This window comes from Phyllobacterium sp. LjRoot231 (assembly GCF_964253365.1).
Lineage (GTDB): Bacteria > Pseudomonadota > Alphaproteobacteria > Rhizobiales > Rhizobiaceae > Phyllobacterium.
On record NZ_CAXUQT020000001.1, the window covers coordinates 442,984 to 460,512 of the forward strand.

At 58.5% G+C, this 17,529-nt stretch carries 12 protein-coding genes; 10 read left to right on the forward strand and 2 right to left on the reverse strand.

The genetic code is table 11. The features are described from left to right. The first annotated feature begins 251 nt into the window (after positions 1–251). From denD to ACSQ3H_RS02140, 9 genes are all read left to right on the forward strand, one after another. Entirely contained in the window at positions 252–1,241 is a 990-nt protein-coding gene (denD, locus tag ACSQ3H_RS02100) for a D-erythronate dehydrogenase (protein ID WP_436115512.1), read from the forward strand. Further along, positions 1,238–2,011, forward strand: coding sequence for an SDR family oxidoreductase (locus tag ACSQ3H_RS02105; protein WP_436115513.1), 774 nt, complete (start codon positions 1,238–1,240; stop codon positions 2,009–2,011). The genes denD and ACSQ3H_RS02105 overlap by 4 nt, the downstream gene beginning before the upstream one ends. Positions 2,012–2,073: 62 nt before the next feature. Then, entirely contained in the window at positions 2,074–3,138 is a 1,065-nt protein-coding gene (locus ACSQ3H_RS02110; protein ID WP_436115514.1) for an ABC transporter ATP-binding protein, read from the forward strand. 127 nt (positions 3,139–3,265) lie between these two features. Further along, the gene (locus ACSQ3H_RS02115) at positions 3,266–4,579 is read left to right on the forward strand and encodes an ABC transporter substrate-binding protein (protein WP_436115515.1); all 1,314 of its coding nucleotides are present in this window, start codon (positions 3,266–3,268) and stop codon (positions 4,577–4,579) included. A gap of 159 nt (positions 4,580–4,738) precedes the next feature. Continuing rightward, entirely contained in the window at positions 4,739–5,590 is an 852-nt protein-coding gene (locus ACSQ3H_RS02120; protein WP_436119322.1) for a carbohydrate ABC transporter permease, read from the forward strand. A 13-nt stretch (positions 5,591–5,603) separates the two neighbouring features. After that, a complete protein-coding gene (locus tag ACSQ3H_RS02125) occupies positions 5,604–6,503 on the forward strand; it encodes a carbohydrate ABC transporter permease (protein WP_436115516.1) in 900 nt (299 codons plus the stop codon). 24 nt (positions 6,504–6,527) lie between these two features. Further along, positions 6,528–8,330, forward strand: a complete 1,803-nt coding sequence (locus ACSQ3H_RS02130; RefSeq protein ID WP_436115517.1) for an IlvD/Edd family dehydratase — start codon at positions 6,528–6,530, stop codon at positions 8,328–8,330. Between the two features lie 40 nt (positions 8,331–8,370). Beyond that, positions 8,371–9,123 carry an SDR family NAD(P)-dependent oxidoreductase gene (locus ACSQ3H_RS02135; RefSeq protein ID WP_436115518.1) on the forward strand — a complete coding sequence of 251 codons (753 nt, stop codon included), beginning with the start codon at positions 8,371–8,373 and terminating at the stop codon, positions 9,121–9,123. 25 nt (positions 9,124–9,148) lie between these two features. Further along, entirely contained in the window at positions 9,149–9,988 is an 840-nt protein-coding gene (locus tag ACSQ3H_RS02140; RefSeq protein WP_436115519.1) for a fumarylacetoacetate hydrolase family protein, read from the forward strand. A 215-nt stretch (positions 9,989–10,203) separates the two neighbouring features. Here the strand turns inward: ACSQ3H_RS02140 and ACSQ3H_RS02145 are convergent, their stop codons facing one another. Beyond that, complete coding sequence (locus ACSQ3H_RS02145) at positions 10,204–14,820, reverse strand: translocation/assembly module TamB domain-containing protein (RefSeq protein ID WP_436115520.1); 4,617 nt, start codon at positions 14,818–14,820, stop codon at positions 10,204–10,206. Beyond that, positions 14,817–16,745, reverse strand: a complete 1,929-nt coding sequence (locus tag ACSQ3H_RS02150; protein ID WP_436115521.1) for an autotransporter assembly complex protein TamA — start codon at positions 16,743–16,745, stop codon at positions 14,817–14,819. The genes ACSQ3H_RS02145 and ACSQ3H_RS02150 overlap by 4 nt, the downstream gene beginning before the upstream one ends. Before the next feature lie 340 nt (positions 16,746–17,085). Between ACSQ3H_RS02150 and ACSQ3H_RS02155 the strand changes: the two genes are divergently transcribed. Then, on the forward strand, positions 17,086–17,322 hold the full coding sequence (locus ACSQ3H_RS02155; RefSeq protein ID WP_436115522.1) for an Lrp/AsnC ligand binding domain-containing protein: 237 nt from the start codon (positions 17,086–17,088) through the stop codon (positions 17,320–17,322). Positions 17,323–17,529 lie beyond the last annotated feature (207 nt).

Genomic DNA, 17,529 nt, shown 5'->3' on the forward strand with positions numbered 1-17,529 from the left:
GAAGCGCGAAGGGCGGGGTCTTTCCCCCGTCCGAGCGGTTCGACACTGCAGCTTGCAGCCGTTTCGGCGTCCGGAGGATATGGTCTTTTCGCCCGGCTACTTTGTCGCAAAGGCTCGAAAAATGGATAAACATTTCCATCGCCTTCGCTCCTCGTATCCAAACGAAAAGCCTCATACCATTTCGATCCTATAGTGAGTTTACGACCTAATGCAACGAGCCCGGGAGGGGCTTGCAGGGAGGAATTCTTCTTATGCATGTTTTGGTCATCGGTGCAGCCGGAATGGTTGGCCGCAAATTACTCGACAGGATCGCTGCAGAGCCCGGCTCTCTGGGTGGAGACATCGACAGGCTGACGCTGGTCGATGTGATCGAACCCGTCGCGCCGGCACCCTTTGCCAGCATTTCCGTGACCAAGGCGGCAGACCTTTCCGATCCAGGCGTGGCCGAGACACTGATCGCAAGCCGTCCGGACATGATCTTCCATCTCGCCGCCATCGTCTCCGGCGAAGCGGAAGCCGATTTCGAAAAGGGCTACAAGGTCAATCTCGACGGCACGCGTTCCTTGTTCGAGGCGATCCGGCTGGAAAGCAGAAACGCTCCCTACAAGCCGCGCGTGGTATTTGCCTCATCGATCGCGGTTTTCGGAACGCCGTTTCCGGACAAGATCGGCGACGAATTCTTCACCACGCCACTGACCAGCTACGGTACACAGAAGGCGATCTCCGAGCTGTTGCTGTCGGACTACAGCCGCCGCGGTTTCTTTGACGGAATCGGCATTCGCCTGCCGACGATCTGCATTCGTCCCGGCAAACCAAACAAGGCGGCGTCTGGTTTCTTCTCCAATATCCTGCGCGAACCTTTGGCAGGACAGGAGGCTGTGCTGCCTGTGGATGAGAATGTTCGTCACTGGTTTGCCAGCCCCCGCTCCGCAGTCGGATTTTTCGTCCACGCAGCCACGCTCGATCTCGACAAGGTCGGCGCTCGCCGTAATCTTTCCATGCCGGGGCTTTCAGCACTGGTCGGTGAGGAAATTGCCGCGTTGCGTCGCGTCGCCGGCGAAAAAGCGGTCAAGCTGATCCGCCGCGAACCCGACGCTACCATCCAGAAAATCGTCGCCGGATGGGCAACCGATTTTGACACGACGCGTGCGACGAAGCTCGGCTTCAAGGCAGAAACTGCCTTCGATGATATCATCAAGGCTCATATTGAAGACGAACTGGGCGGGAACGTTGCGGCATGAGCAAAGAAGATTCAGGCAAAGGCAAGATCGCGCTGGTTACCGGCGGCGGCACCGGTGTCGGCAAGGCGATTACCACCGCTCTGCTCGGCGCGGGCTATACGGTGGTCATTTCCGGCCGGCGTAAGGACGTGCTGGATGATGCAGCCAAGGCTCTGGCCTCAGAGACCAACGGTACAGTCAAGGCCATAACGGCCGATGTAAGCGACCCGAAATCGGTTGCTGCCCTGTTCGAGGCGATCAAATCCGAATTCGGGCGTCTCGATCTTCTGATCAACAATGCCGGGGTCAACGTTCCGAACATCCCCATGGAAGAACTCACCTTTGATCACTGGAATTCGATTGTCGGCGCCAACCTTACGGGTGTCTTCCTGTGTACGCAGCAGGCGATGAAGCTGATGAAGGCCCAGACGCCGCGCGGCGGGCGTATCATCAACAATGGTTCAATATCGGCACAGACGCCGCGGCCGAATTCCGCGCCCTATACGGCGACGAAACACGCGGTCACCGGCCTGACCAAATCGACAGCGCTGGATGGCAGACCATTCGACATTGCCTGTGGCCAGATCGACATCGGCAATGCGACAACCGAGATGACATCGAAGATGGCAACCGGCGTGCTACAAGCCAATGGCGAGACCGCCACCGAACCGACAATCCCGGCGCATCATATCGGCGATGCGGTGGTGCATATGGCAAGTTTGCCGCTGGAGGCCAATGTGCTGACGATGACGATCATGGCGACGAAGATGCCGCTCGTCGGACGCGGCTAAAAGATATTTCGACAGCGATTTTTCGAAAAGCGTTGTCTCACGGAAATTTTGGAGGAGAAGGCATGGCATCGGTTGAATTCGCCAACGTACGAAAATCATTCGGGACACACCCGGTTATCAAGGGTGTCGATATCGAGATCGCCGATGGCGAATTCGTCATTCTTGTCGGGCCTTCCGGTTGCGGCAAGTCCACCTTACTGCGCATGCTGGCGGGACTCGAAAACATCTCGGCAGGCGATATCCGCATTGGCGGGAAGGTGGTCAATAATCTCGCGCCGAAAGAGCGGGACATCGCCATGGTGTTCCAGAACTATGCGCTCTATCCACACATGACCGTCGCCGACAATATGGCCTTTTCGCTGAAGCTGAAGGGTGCGCCAAAGTCGGAGATCGACAAGCGCGTGAAGCCGGCGGCCGAGATTCTGGGGCTGTCGCCGCTGCTCGACCGCTTTCCGCGCCAGCTTTCCGGCGGTCAGCGTCAGCGCGTCGCCATGGGCCGCGCCATCGTGCGCGATCCGCAAGTCTTCCTGTTCGATGAACCGCTATCGAACCTCGATGCCAAGCTGCGCGTCGCGATGCGGGCGGAAATCAAGGAACTGCACCAGCGGCTGAAGACGACCACCGTCTATGTCACGCATGACCAGATCGAAGCCATGACCATGGCCGACAAGATTGTCGTGATGCATGACGGACTCGTCGAGCAGATCGGCGCGCCGCTCGAGCTTTATGACCAGCCGGCCAATCTCTTTGTGGCAAGCTTTATCGGCTCGCCGGCGATGAATATGATCAAGGGCAAGCTCGATCCGAACCATGGGCTGAAATTCACGACGGAAAAGGGTGTCGTCCTGCCGGTTGCCAAGGCGCCTGAAAGCGCCAAGGGCCGCACCTTGATCTATGGACTGCGTCCCGAACACATGACCATTGCAGATGGTGGTATCCCCGCCGAAGTGGTGGTCATCGAGCCAACGGGCTCGGAAACGCAGATGATCATGCGCGTTGGCGGTGATCTCGTCACCGGTGTTTTCCATCAGCGCATCAGTGCGAAACCCGGCGAAACTGTCGGCCTGTCGATCCATGCGGAGGCGACGTATCTGTTTGATGCTGAGACGGGCAAGCGTCTCGCCTAGAGGTGTCCAAACGGCATCTGCCAGTCGGGGTGCAGGTGCCGGATACAATTCCCCGTAAGCAGGCCCAGGATGCGGACGCATTTTGCAAGCCTTTGAGTTTATCCGGTCGTTTAATGGAGGAGCATCAATGACCATCAACAGAAGACATCTTCTCGGCGCATCTGCCGGGCTCGTCGCCGCAGCCGGATTGAACCGGTTCGGTCTTACGCCGGCTTTCGCGCAATCAGCGCCAGCATATAAACCGGAAGAGGGCGCGACCCTTCGCCTGCTGCGCTGGGTGCCGTTTGTGCCGGCTGAAGAGGCTGCATGGCTGGCCAATACCAAGAAATTCAGCGACGCCACAGGCGTTCAGGTGCGCATCGACAAGGAAAGCTGGGAGGACGTTCGTCCGAAAGCTGCGGTGGCCGCCAATGTCGGCTCCGGACCGGACATGGTCATGAGCTGGTTTGACGATCCGCAGCAATATCCTGACAAGCTTGTCGATGTGACCGAGCTTGGCGAATATCTGGGCGGAGCACATGGCGGCTGGTATCCAGGCCTCGAGGGCTATGCCAAGCGCAACGGCAAGTTCATCGCGCTGCCGCTCTGTGCCATCGGCAACGCGGTCGTCTATCGCGACAGCCACATGAAGGCTGCGGGCTTCAGCGAGTTTCCGAAGGATACGGCGGGCTTCCTTGAGCTGTGCAAAGCCATGCAGGCCAAGGGCACACCGGCGGGTTTCCCGCATGGCAAGGCAGTCGGCGATGGCAATAACTATGCCCATTGGTTGCTCTGGAGCCATGGCGGCAAGATGGTCGATGAGAGCGGCACGGTGGTGATCAACAGCCCCGAGACGCTGGCATCGGTCAAATATGCGCAGGAGCTCTACAAGACCTTCATTCCGGGCACGGAAAGCTGGCAGGACGTCAATAACAACCGCGCTTTCCTCGCCGGGCAGGTCTCACTGACGGCCAATGGCGTCTCGGTTTACTATGCCGCCAAGAAGGACCCTGCGATGGCAGCGATCGCCGCGGACATGCGCTCGACCAATCTGCCGGTCGGACCGGTCGGTCAATCGGTCGAACTGCACCAGACTTCGACGGTATCGATCTTCAAGCACACCAAATATCCGGAAGCTGCGAAAGCCTATCTGCAGTTCATGTACCAGAGCGAAAACATGAATGCGTGGATCCAGGGTGCCAGCGCGTACTGCTGCCAACCCTTGAAGGAATTCGCCGACAACCCGGTGTGGAAGTCCGATCCCATCCACGCCGCTTACGCCAAGGCATCCGGAACGCTGCGGCCGAACGGCTATGCGGGACCACTCGGCGCAGCTTCGGCGGGCGTGATGGCCGACTATGTGCTCGTGGATATGTATGCCACTGCCGTGACTGGCCAGATGACAGCGGAAGACGCTATCGCCCAGGCCGAGAAGCGGGCGAACCGCTACTACAAGGTCTAGGCAACAAGATCGGCTTCCGCTGTCACAAAGGCAGTGGAAGCCGGCTATCCAAACTAATTTGGCAACCGGAGATATCCGATGACAATGACGACAACTGCGAAGCAGCCTTTGGCCTTCGGAAATATCGCCCGGAGCAACACTGCCGTCGGCTTGTTCTTCATGCTGCCGGCCGCCGTCTTTCTCCTGTGTTTTTTGACCTATCCGCTCGGCCTTGGCGTCTGGCTCGGCTTTACCGATGCGACGATTGGCAGGGACGGTATCTTCATCGGGCTCGAAAATTACGAGGCACTCGCTCGCGATTCAGTCTTCTGGATGGCGGTCTACAACACGGTGTTCTACACGCTCATCGCGTCAATTCTGAAATTCGGTTTCGGCCTCTGGCTGGCATTGATCCTCAACGAGCATCTGCCATTCAAGTCTTTCTTCCGCGCCATCATCCTCTTGCCCTGGGTCGTACCGACCGTGCTGTCGGCGCTGGCCTTCTGGTGGATCTACGATGCGCAATTCTCGATCATTTCCTGGTCACTGATGAAGCTCGGCTGGATCCACAGCCCGATCAATTTCCTTGGCGACCCGAATAATGCGCGCGCTTCGGTGATCGCAGCCAATGTCTGGCGCGGCATTCCCTTCGTCGCGATTTCGCTCCTTGCGGGGCTGCAGACCATTCCACAATCGCTGCATGAGGCCGCGTCGCTCGACGGCGCCACCAGTTGGCAGCGTTTCCGCTTCATCACGCTGCCGATGCTGACGCCGATCATCGCCGTGGTGATGACGTTCTCGGTGCTGTTTACCTTCACCGATTTCCAGCTGATCTACGTTTTGACCAAAGGCGGACCGGTCAATGCCACACACCTGATGGCGACGCTGTCATTCCAGCGCGGTATTCCTGGTGGCCAGCTTGGCGAAGGCGCGGCAATCGCCGTTGCCATGATCCCGTTCCTGCTTGCATCGATACTGTTCTCATTTTTCGGTCTGCAGCGCCGCAAATGGCAACAGGGCGGACAGGATTAAGGGGGACACGATCATGAGCATTACCGAACAGACCAACGCCCAATTGCTTACCGACGATGCGCAGGGCATGAGCTATCTCAACCGGCTGCCGAGGCGGATCGTCGTCTTGTACCTGCCGCTCGCCATCTTTGTCTTCGTGCTGATATTCCCGTTCTACTGGATGGCGATCACGGCGGTGAAGCCAAACTCGCAATTGACCGACTACAGCAATTTCAGTCCGTTCTGGGTGGTTCAACCGACACTCGACCACATCAAATACCTGCTGTTCGAGACCTCCTATCCAGGCTGGCTGTGGAACACATTGGTCGTCGCCGTTTGCGCGACGGCGCTGTCGCTGGCGGCATCGGTGTTTGCCGCCTATGCTATCGAGCGCGTGCGCTTCTCCGGGTCGCGACCGGTCGGCCTGTTGATCTTCCTCGCCTATCTGGTGCCGCCTTCGATCCTGTTCATTCCGCTGGCGGTCATCGTCTTCAAATTCGGCATGTACGATACCAAGCTCGCGCTGATCTTCACCTACCCGACCTTCCTCATTCCCTTCTGCACCTGGCTGCTGATGGGCTACTTTCGCTCGATCCCGTTCGAGCTGGAGGAAAGCGCTTTGGTGGACGGCGCGTCGCGCTGGCAGATCCTCATCAGGGTCATATTGCCGCTGGCGGTACCTGGATTGATCTCGGCTGGTATTTTTGCCTTCACTTTGTCGTGGAATGAGTTCATCTATGCGCTGACCTTCATCCAATCCTCGGAAAACAAGACTGTCCCGGTCGGTGTCCTGACGGAACTGGTGCGAGGCGATGTTTTCGAGTGGGGCTCTTTGATGGCAGGCGCACTTTTCGGGTCGTTGCCCGTCGTCATTCTCTACTCGTTCTTTGTCGACTATTACGTTTCTTCCATGACCGGTGCGGTCAAGGAATGACGGACACCCAGGAGTTCCTCTAAAATGACAAACAGCAATTCCCCGAAAAAACTTCGCTCGCAGGAATGGTTCGACAATCCTGACAATCCGGGGATGACGGCGCTCTATCTTGAGCGTTATCTCAACTACGGCCTGACGCGCGGCGAGCTGCAATCCGGCAAGCCGATCATCGGCATCGCGCAGACCGGCTCCGACCTGTCGCCGTGCAACCGCCATCATATTGAGCTGGCGAAACGCGTGCGCGACGGCATCATTGCGGCGGGCGGTATTCCCTTCGAGTTTCCGGTGCACCCGATCCAGGAAACCGGCAAGCGTCCGGGTGCTGCACTCGACCGCAACCTCGCCTATCTCGGCCTCGTGGAAGTGCTGTTCGGCTATCCGCTCGACGGCGTTGTTCTGACCATTGGCTGCGACAAGACCACGCCTGCCATGCTGATGGGCGCTGCCACCGTCAATATCCCGGCAATCGCGCTTTCGGTCGGGCCGATGCTCAATGGCTGGCATCGCGGCGAACGGACGGGCTCCGGCACGATCGTCTGGAAGTCGCGCGAGAAGCTCACCGCAGGCGACATCAACTACGACCAGTTCATGGATATCGTCGCTTCATCGGCTCCGTCGGTCGGCTATTGCAATACGATGGGCACGGCAACGACGATGAATTCACTGGCCGAAGCGCTCGGCATGGAATTGCCCGGCGGCGCGGCAATCCCTGCACCATACCGCGAGCGCGGACAGATTGCCTATGATACCGGCAAGCGTATTGTCGACATGGTGCGTGAGGATCTGAAGCCGTCGGATATCATGACACGCGCGGCCTTCGAGAACGCCATCGTCATCAATTCGGCTATCGGCGGCTCGACCAATGCTCCGATCCATCTGAACGCCATCGCCCGCCACCTCGACATTCCGCTCGACAATGACGACTGGCAGGCCATCGGCCATGATGTGCCGCTGCTGGTCAATCTGCAACCGGCGGGTGAATATCTCGGCGAGGACTATCACCGCGCCGGGGGAGTGCCAGCCGTGGTTGCCGAACTGATGAAGGCGCGCAAGCTGCCGCATCCGGGCGCCGTGACCGTCAACGGCAAGAGCATCGGTACGAATTGCGAAAATGCCGAAAATCTCAACACCGATGTCATCAAGACCTACGATGCGCCGCTGAAGAAAAAGGCCGGATTCATCAATCTGAAGGGCAACCTCTTCGACAGCGCCATCATGAAAACCAGCGTAATTTCAGAGGAATTCCGCGAGCGCTATCTCTCCAATCCGGACGATCCCGAGGCTTTCGAAGGAATCGCCGAAGTTTTCGAGGGACCGGAAGATTACCATCATCGCATCGACGACCCGAAGCTTGGCCTCGACGAGAACAGCATTCTGATCATGCGTGGAACTGGCCCGATCGGTTATCCGGGCGCAGCGGAAGTCGTCAACATGCAACCCCCGGCTTACCTTCTGAAGAAGGGCATTCATGCCCTGCCCTGCCTTGGTGACGGACGCCAGTCAGGCACATCCGGTTCGCCCTCCATCCTCAACGCGTCGCCGGAAGCGGCAGTGAATGGCGGTCTCGCTCTGGTGCGCTCCGGCGATCATCTGCGTATCGACCTCAACAAGGGTACGGCCAACATCCTGATCGATGACGAGGAACTGCAAAAGCGCAAGGATGACCTGATCGCGGCGGGCGGCTACAAATACCCCGCGAGCCAGACCCCATGGCAGGAAATCCAGCGCAGCATGGTTGGCCAGCTCGACGAGGGCATGGTTCTGAAGCCCGCCGTGAAGTACCAGCGCGTCGCCCAGACCAAGGGCCTGCCTCGCGACAATCACTAGAGCGAGATTGGGCGCTGACGCCGGACATTCGGGAGGAAGCATGGCGAATTCGATCAGGCGCTATGAGGGGCGGCACGCGGTCATTACCGGTGGCGCGTCGGGCATAGGCTTCAAGACAGCGGAGCGGATCGTGTCGGAGGGCGGCACGGTTTCTCTATGGGATGTCGATGCAGCGAAGATCGATGAGGCACGGGCTACACTTGGACCGTCGGCGCACGGCATAAGGCTCGATGTCTCCGATCCGGACCAGGTGGAGAAGGCGGCGCAGGCGACAGCCGGGGCGTTTGGCAAGATCGACGTTCTGGTGTGTTCAGCCGGCATTACCGGCCCCAACGCCAAAGTTGCCGATTATCCGATCGACCAGTGGAAGCGTGTCTTCGATATCAATATCAACGGCCTCTTCTACTGCAACCGCTTCGTCGTACCGGTCATGCAAAAGAATGGCTACGGCCGTATCGTCAATGTCGCCTCGATCGCCGGCAAGGAAGGCAACCCCAATGCCTCTGCCTACAGTGCCTCCAAGGCGGCGGTTATCGGCCTCACCAAATCGCTTGGCAAGGAGCTCGTCGGCGACGGCATTACCGTCAATGCGATCACCCCGGCCACGGTGGATACACCGATCCTTCAGCAGCTGCAGCCATCGTTCATCGACTACATGCTTTCGAAAATTCCCATGCAGCGCTTCGGCAAGGTCGAAGAGCTGGCATCGTTGATCACATGGATCGCCAGCGAGGAATGCTCGTTCACGACCGGTGCCGTCTTCGATATTTCCGGTGGCCGTGCTACCTACTAATCTCCCAAGCTAGAAAGGTTATTCCATGAAACTCTTGCGCTACGGTCCTGTTGGTCAGGAAAAGCCCGGTCTTGTCGACAAGGACGGCAAGGTGCGTGATCTGTCCGGACACGTCAAAGATATTGCCGGCGATGCAATTTCCCCGGAGGGCTTGAAGAAACTGGCGGCTATCGACCCGGCTTCGCTGCCGGTGGTCAATGTAGACCGCTACGGCCCCTGTGTTGCCGGCACCGGCAAGTTCATCTGCATCGGGCTCAATTATTCCGACCATGCCGCCGAGACAGGGGCAACGGTACCGCCGGAGCCGATCATCTTCATGAAAGCAACCTCGGCTATCGTGGGCCCGAACGACAACGTCGAAATCCCGCGCGGCTCGCTCAAGACCGACTGGGAAGTCGAACTCGGCGTGGTCATCGGCAAGCACGCCAAATATGTCAGCGAAGACGAGTCGCTCGATTACGTTGCCGGTTATTGCCTGATCAACGATGTATCGGAACGCGCCTTCCAGGCAGAACGCCAGGGTCAGTGGACCAAGGGCAAGAGCTGCGACACGTTCGGCCCGATCGGCCCGTGGCTGGTGACAAAGGACGAGGTCGAGGATCCGCAGAATCTGAAGATGTGGCTCGAGGTCAACGGCCACCGCTACCAGAACGGTTCATCCGCAACGATGGTCTATGGCGTCAAATATCTCGTAGCTTACCTGTCGCAGTTCATGAGTCTGCATCCGGGTGACATCATCTCCACTGGTACGCCTCCCGGCGTCGGACTTGGCTTGAAGCCGAACGTGTTCCTCAAGGAAGGCGATGTGATCACGCTCGGTATCGAGGGGCTTGGTGAGCAACGCCAGGATGTAGTGCAGGGATAGATTCGCGCGGACAGAACATGCCGATTATCTCTCCCCTTGCGGGAGAGAAAGCGATTTCAGCATCTTAGCCCATGCTAAGTGCTAGAAATCGCCAGAGAGGGGATTTGAACTCACAACACTATCCCCTCTCTTGGATTCTCTAAGGATTTAGCAAGGGCTAAATCCAAGAAAATCCTTTCTCCCCCACAAGGGCGGAGATAAGCGGGAGCACCGCCTCAATAATCCTTCTCGAAAAACAACCCTGCGCCTGAATCGCCATTGGCACCGACGGCACCCTTGGCCTTGAGATTCGGCGTGATATCGAGATTGATCGTGCCCTTGGTGGAACCCGCGGCACCGGCTTCGACGCCCAAATAGACATTGTCGCGAATGTAGCGGCCGGCACGCACGCCGGCGTTGCCCTGGCTGTCAGTCACGACGTCGAGATCGTCAAGACCCGTATTCTTGCGCAAGCTGTCGAGCAGCGAGGAATTCGAACCACCGGCGAGTTCGGCTGCAGCGGAGGCGAGCCTGGCTACCTGCAGTGGCGAAAGATCATTGATCGAGCGATTGAAGATCAGCCGCGCCAAGACTTCATCCTGTGGCAATTCCGGCTGCGAGGAGAAGGTGATCTGCAGGTCCGAGACGCGGCCCCTGACCGTGACATTCACGGTGATGTCGGAGCCTTGCGTACTGGCAACGAAGTTGATGTCCGGATCGAGATCGCCAACCAAAGTCACCTGACCTTCGGTGAAGGTGATGCGCTGGCCAAGAATGCCGAGCCGTCCGCGAATGAGGTCGAAGGCGCCGACCGGCTGGATATTGGTCGCCGGGCCCGTGAGCCGCACTGAGCCGCCGATTTCCGCATCCAGGCCGCGACCGCGCACGAATATCCTGTTGGGCGCAGTGACGTTGATATCGAGCCGCACGACGCTTGGCCGGGCAGTTGGCGTCGCCACCTGCGGCTGATCGGCCCTGGCGCGTTTCAGGGTCTGCGCGACGGCCTTCGACGGGTCCTTGTGCTTGACATCGATGACTGCGGAAGAGCCCCCGAAGCTTTCCGGAACCGTAATTTCGGCACGGTCGATATTGATATTCCCGGAAATGACCGGATCGCGGGTCAGCGGCCCTTTGACGGCCAGCGCACCTGTAACAGTGGCGACCACAAGATTACCGTCGGCATAACGCGCCTTGTCCAGCCTGATATCGATATTGGCCGGGAAATTGGCGGCTGCATTGGTGGAAATCGTGCCCGTGGCGCTGATGGTGCCGCCCGTCGAGAGCGCAGCATTGAACGTGCGAATGGTGACCGTCGTGCCATCCATGCTGCCAAGCAGGGTGATGCGCTGCAGCCTTATATTGGCCTCTGGATCGACGACCTCCGCGCCATTGGCGGAAAACATCCCGCGTATTTGCGGCTGCGCGAAGCTACCAGATACGGAGGCCGTCACATCGATCGTACCGGTGGCCTGTGTGCCGCGATCGGCAAGGAAGCGATTGGCAAGCGACAACGGAATGTTGCCGGTGACGTTGATACCGAGCCCTGACCCTGACATGGGGACATTGCCGCTCGCCGAAACGGTGAAGCCCTGCGGGCCATCGGCCTTGGCGGAGGAAAGCGTCAACGTGTTATTGGCGAAACGCCCCGCGGCCGCCAGCTGCAATGGGGATAGACCTGCCTCCTGCAAAGGCTTGGCGGAAAGTCCTGCGCCCCTCAGGTCGAAATCGGCATTGGGCCTTTGCAATGTGCCGGTGACACGACCCCTGCCAGAAATGATGCCAGCCAGATTCTGATCCTTGACGACACCATTCAAAGCTGTCAGCGGGAAACTCTTCAAATCAAAATCGACACCGAGCTGGCCTTGGACGAGGGGCACGGAGCCCTTGGCCGATGCATCGAGCCCACCGGCACCGGTCAGATGCGCGTCGACATTCAGCACATCCGTGGTCGAGGTGCCTTTAGCGTCCAGACTAAGCGCGTCAAGCCCTGCCTTTTTCAGAGCCGCGGCAGTAATCGCGCGGGCCTGCATGTCGAAATTCACGTCCGGCTTCTGGCGCGTGCCGCCAATCTTCGCCGTGCCGTTGATCTCACCGCCGAGGCCGAGGTCCGGCTTGATTGTGTTGGCGATATCAAGCGGCAGTTTCTGGATGGCGACGGCAAGATTGAGTGTTTCAGCCACATCACCACTGACCGTCACCCTGCCCTGACCAACGTCAAGAACGATATTGCCAAACGACACATTGCTACCCGCGACATTGATCGTGGCCGGCTGGACCAGCCGGGCAGCGAGCGCGCCGCGCGTCAGGTCCGCATTGGCCAGAGACAGGAGATAACCCTTGTCCGTTGGCTGCAATGAACCGTCTAGCGACGTTCTTGCGCCATTGTTCAAGCCGGCATTCAGCTTGAAATTGGTGGTCTTGCCGTCCTGCGTTGCCTGTGCATCGAGATTATTGACGATGATGCCCGCAGCCGACACATCGGATGCCGTCACGGAACCGTTGGCCGAAGGGACCTTGAATATGTCCTGCGCCGCCAGCGCGATCGCCGCCTTGCCGACGACGATGTCATTGGCCTTCAAATTGTCGATCTGGCCGTTGATGTCGATATTCTGCTTCTCCCCATCGGGGGCAAGCGCAATGGTGGCGTCAGCCTTACCGGTTGCCTCGACAAGGAACAGCGCCGCTGCGGTCGAGACATCGCTGGAGGCGAGCGTCAGATTGCCTTGATAGAGGCCCTGTTTCGATTGCGTGACATCGCCGCGCAGCCGCGTGCCTCCTGCGATGAACGAGATATTGGTAAGCCGTTTCTCATCCTGATGCAGCGCGATTTCCGTGGCAAGGTCGGCACGTATGCCATCCAAAAAGGCCAGGCCCGAAACCTTGCCATCGACAATATCCTTGTACAGCGTACCGTTAAATGTGAGGTCGCCCTGCGTCAGCTTACGTCCGGAGAGGGTGCCTTCCGGCACATCGGCGTTGAAGGCAAGTGCGATGATATTGTCCTTGCCGCGGGCGCTGCCCTTGACCTTCAGGGCGCCGCCAGCCTTTTCGGAAAGCAGCGCCAGATCAGTCAGGTCGAGGCCGAAATCGAAGTTCGCTGCGCCGGTCGCGAATGTCCCGTTGGCGGTGACCAGCGTCTGCGGATTCACAATTTTGAAATTCTTGGCACTGAGGCCGTTCGCCCCGCGCGCCACACCGCCGGTGATACGCGTCGTTCCCGCAAGTATCTTGTCGGCCGCCTCGACGCCAAGCTGCATGCCAGTGGCGTATCCGTCCAGCGTCAGGTCAAAGCCGCCAGTCAATGCCTCGACGAGACCATTGGCCTTCAGGTCGATCGATCCGGCGAGATCGCGTCCCGCCAACGCGGAAAACGGTGCGATGCTCGACGCCTTGACGAGAATGTCGCCACTATAGGCGAAGTTGTTGATGGTACCGGCCAGCGCCGCGCTGAGCCCGTTGGCGGCCAGCAGTGCCTGCTTGAGATTAACCGGGCTTCCGGCTTTCCAGTCGCCGTTGATCTTCAGCTGGATCAGCTCGCCCAGCGCTTCGGCGATGTCCGCCCGCTTGGCGGTGATGCCGGAAACTTCGCCGGTGACATCATAGATCAGAGAGCGGGCGGCTGGATCATCGATATTCTCTGCAAGGCCCTTACCCACGAGATTGATAGATTTCGAGGCAAAGCTGTCCGATGTAAAGTTCGTTACGTCGACGCTGCTCGTCCAGTCGTCGCCTCGATTGGTGCCGTAGGCGACAGTCAATACAGCCTTGTCGACCGTCGTTTGGCCACCCTTGACCGGCAAAATCACCTTCTTGCCAGTCGGATCGGCGATCGTCGCATCAACCTTGAGCCGGCGCAGAAAGCCGTCATTGGTGGTTTCACCGGCCGCATCGAGAACCAAGGCGTTGCTCTTGATGTTGAGGCGGTCAAGCGCAACGCCGCCCGCGTCGCGCATCACGCCGTTGGCGATCAGCGCCGTTTCATTGCCGAAGAAATCACGGAAAATCGGCGGGATCAGCGACGCGATCTCGCCGTTGAGCGTGGTCTTGAAGCCAAGTCCGTCACTCTGCCGGTCGAGCTTCGCATCTCCTGTGAGGACGCGCTTGCCTGCCGCATCGAGCGTCAATTGCAACAGGAGATCGCTCAGGGGACCGGAACCTTTCAGCGCCAATGCAACTGGCGGCTTGCCTTCGATGTTGAGGAGATTGGCGACGATACCGTTTTGCGGTTCGTTCAGCGTCAGGTCGAGATCGAGCTGTTGGCTCTGATTAGCATAGGCGGCCTTGATCAGGAATTCACCTCCCGGACCATCAAGCCGGTGCACCTGCAGGTTGGAATCCAGCGATCCGCCTTCTAGCCTCAGATTGCCGGCCAGGGAGATTTCGGATTTCAGACCAAAAACACCATCGCCAAAGGCGATGCGCCCAATGTTCAGTTGCTGCAGGATCACCGCCAGTGGCAATTCAGGCAGGCTGAATCCCTTGGCCTCCGGTGAAGGCAGGCTATCGTCGGGCAGCGGCTTGCGCAGGATATCAATTCGGTCGGCGGCAAGGGTGTTGATGTCGAGCCGGCCGCGCAGCAGCGCCAGACGACTCCAGACGATCCTGGCATTGGTGACCTTCAGCCAGATGCCCTCGCGATCGGCAATCGTAATACTGCCTATGCTGGCTTCGGACGAGAGAACGCCCCGAATGTCGGAGATGACGATCTGGCGGTTTGGCGTCGACAGCTGGTTCTGCACGAAGCTCAGGAAAAAGGATTTTTCGGCCTCGGAACTATCCTGCGCCAAGGCGTCCTGGGCAAGGATCGGGCTCACAAAGAGCAAGAGAAAGAGAGCTGCAATAATCCGCGTCAAAACGCCTGTCCTATGCCAACGTAAAAAGCAAAACTGGGATCGTCGTTCGTGCGGTCGAGCGGCACTGCAAAATCGAGCCGGATCGGACCGAGGCCGGTATTATAGCGCAGACCGGCGCCAACGCCGACCCGCATCTGATCGGCGAAATCGGGGAATGACCCTTCGCCGACATAGCCCGCATCGACGAAGCCGACGACTCCGATCGTATCGGTCATGCGGATACGTGCTTCCACCGAGCTCTCGACGAGCGAGCGGCCGCCTATGACAAATGTTTCGCCATCCCTCGTCACATTGACGCCGACATTGCGATAGGCGTAGCCGCGTATCGAACCGCCACCACCGGCGAAGAACAACTGGTCCGGTGGCAATTCGGCGACTTCGGCACCGACGATCGAGCCGAGCTTCAGACGGCCAGCCAGAATAAAGCGGTTGTCGGCATCGAAACTGTAATAGGTGCGGCCCTCCGCAGTGAATTTTGTGGCGAAATTGCCGTATTCGAATTCATAGAAAGGCGAAACGAGCCCCTCAAGGAAATAGCCGCGTGAGGGATCGACCTTGCTGTCACGGCTGTCATAAGTGAGACCACCGAGGAGGCCGGCAGTCAGAAAATCCCGTTTGCCGAAGAAGTCATCATCGAAGTGCGACTTGGAAACAATCGCACTTATCTTGCCGGTCAGTTCGTCCGAAAAAATCTGGGTGAAACCCGCTTCGGCTGTCAGCGATGTCTGGGTATAGGCATCCAGAACCTCCCGCCTGCCAATCAGCGACGTAAAGAAATCCGTATCGGGTGTATAGACGCCGGGTTTGGTGAAGGTCACGCCAAGCAGATAATTGTAGTCCTGGGGACTAAAGGACTGCGCGCCAATGCCACCGATCTTGGCATCGAAGCGCAGACGCTCCGCATGACCAAAAAGGTTGCGGTGCATCCAGTAAGCGTCGAAACCGGCGCCATCGAGCGTAGAATAACTACCTCCAATACCAAAACGCCGGAGTTTCTGTTCCTGCACGGCAACCGTGATCGGTAACAGACCGTCATTGGTGATCGCATCTGCTTCTTCGATGCGAGCCGAACGGAACACTTCCAGTCGCGACAGGCGCTTCTTGGCACGCTCGATCTCGTCCGGATCGTACTCGACGCCAGGCTGCAGACCGGTGATGAAGGCGACGAACTCCGGATCCATGCGCTCGGTGCCCGTCACCTGAACGGGACCGAAAGCGGCGCGGCGGTCGGGGTCGACATCGATCGTGGTGTCAACCTTGTTGTTGTTGTGATTGGCAAGCACGTTGCGCGATACGATCTTCGCTTTCGGGTGGCCTTGCTCGCGCCACGCATCGACGGCAAGCCGTTCTGCCTTGACGATCGCCGTCGACCTCGCAATGTCGCCGGGCGCAAAGCCCTGGTTTTCCGGCCGGTCAACCATATCCTTCGGGTCCAGCGTCGGCGGTGCCATGTTCTCTACGCGCGCGGTGGCAAAGAGGAACTGCGGTCCGGGATCGACGGAAATCATCACAGGTGCTGGATTGGCCAGAACGGCGTCAGGCGGAATATCGCTCGCCTCGCGACCATCGACCTTGATGCTGATCGTGCCGCCGTAGCGGCCATCCGCATAGAGTGCGCCGAGAATGCGGCGATAATCGCCACGCGCCTTTGCCAGCAGCCCGGCAGCTCCGGACGCAGGTTTATCCTTGTCGGCGACGAGGCTGGAAGCGCCTTCGACAAGCTTTTTCGTCTCTTTGTCTTCGTCTGCTGAAATCTCGACGGTATATTTATGCGGATCGGCGATCACCGCATCCGCATCAGCGTCTTTCTTTTGACCCCAGAGATGAATGCCAAAAAGATCGAATGCATGGGCGGGCGAAACGAGCGCAGTGCAAGCCAAAAGGGCTGCGCCAAACAAACTGGCCTGTGGGCGCTTGAAGTCCATCAACCAGTAAAATCCCCAACTCAGACACACAAACACGCCGCGGATACGGAGAAACCTTACCTGCGATCGATAAAATTCGCCTCCCGAGCTTAAGAAAACGATAACATGACGGGATATGCAGGCCAACCCGCAATGGCCTGTCCGAGGTTCCGCGGAGCTTGGCTTGTGGCCGTACGGCCACAAAAGCGGCCTGTATGAGGCAGGCGCGGCAATCACTTTTTGTTAGGCCGCTGTAATGACAGCAGTTTATAGAAGCAGCTTGATCTCACGCGCAATTGCGCTGCCCTTGCAACCAAATTAGGTTATGGAAGATCAGACCTGACCTTCCGGAGTGAATTTCATGAAACCCGTCTTCCTGCAGCTGCAATGCTTTCCCGGCAAAACCTATGAGGTAGCCGCTGCGCTTTTCGAACGGGAAATCGTCTCGGAACTCTATTCGACCAGCGGCGACTACGATCTTCTGATGAAGATCTACATTCCCGAGGACCAGGACATTGGCAAGTTCATCAACGACAATGTGCTCGACATCCAGGGGATTGCGCGCTCGCTGTCGACCATGACTTTCACCGCGTTCTAGGGTCAGGACCTATTAATATGATCGAAATGGCGCCTGAAACGGCAAGAAGATGCAGCGCATGTTCCGATCCGGCTCTTCGCCGGGTCGGAAGATACATGCGCCGCTTTTTTCTTTGGAGCATGGTCTTGCCCGAAAAGTCGAACAACTTTTCGGGACCATGCTCTGAGAGACGGGAAGGACGGGGTCTTCCCCCCGTCCGAGCGGCTC

What these genes read in the sequence shown, in the direction of transcription:
- denD (WP_436115512.1), top strand. Translation starts at nt 252, where the DNA reads ATGCATGTTTTGGTCATCGGTGCAGCCGGAATGGTTGGCCGCAAATTA.
- ACSQ3H_RS02105 (WP_436115513.1), top strand. Translation starts at nt 1,238, where the DNA reads ATGAGCAAAGAAGATTCAGGCAAAGGCAAGATCGCGCTGGTTACCGGC.
- ACSQ3H_RS02110 (WP_436115514.1), top strand. Translation starts at nt 2,074, where the DNA reads ATGGCATCGGTTGAATTCGCCAACGTACGAAAATCATTCGGGACACAC.
- ACSQ3H_RS02115 (WP_436115515.1), top strand. Translation starts at nt 3,266, where the DNA reads ATGACCATCAACAGAAGACATCTTCTCGGCGCATCTGCCGGGCTCGTC.
- ACSQ3H_RS02120 (WP_436119322.1), top strand. Translation starts at nt 4,739, where the DNA reads ATGCTGCCGGCCGCCGTCTTTCTCCTGTGTTTTTTGACCTATCCGCTC.
- ACSQ3H_RS02125 (WP_436115516.1), top strand. Translation starts at nt 5,604, where the DNA reads ATGAGCATTACCGAACAGACCAACGCCCAATTGCTTACCGACGATGCG.
- ACSQ3H_RS02130 (WP_436115517.1), top strand. Translation starts at nt 6,528, where the DNA reads ATGACAAACAGCAATTCCCCGAAAAAACTTCGCTCGCAGGAATGGTTC.
- ACSQ3H_RS02135 (WP_436115518.1), top strand. Translation starts at nt 8,371, where the DNA reads ATGGCGAATTCGATCAGGCGCTATGAGGGGCGGCACGCGGTCATTACC.
- ACSQ3H_RS02140 (WP_436115519.1), top strand. Translation starts at nt 9,149, where the DNA reads ATGAAACTCTTGCGCTACGGTCCTGTTGGTCAGGAAAAGCCCGGTCTT.
- ACSQ3H_RS02150 (WP_436115521.1), bottom strand. Translation starts at nt 16,745, where the DNA reads ATGGACTTCAAGCGCCCACAGGCCAGTTTGTTTGGCGCAGCCCTTTTG.
- ACSQ3H_RS02155 (WP_436115522.1), top strand. Translation starts at nt 17,086, where the DNA reads ATGAAACCCGTCTTCCTGCAGCTGCAATGCTTTCCCGGCAAAACCTAT.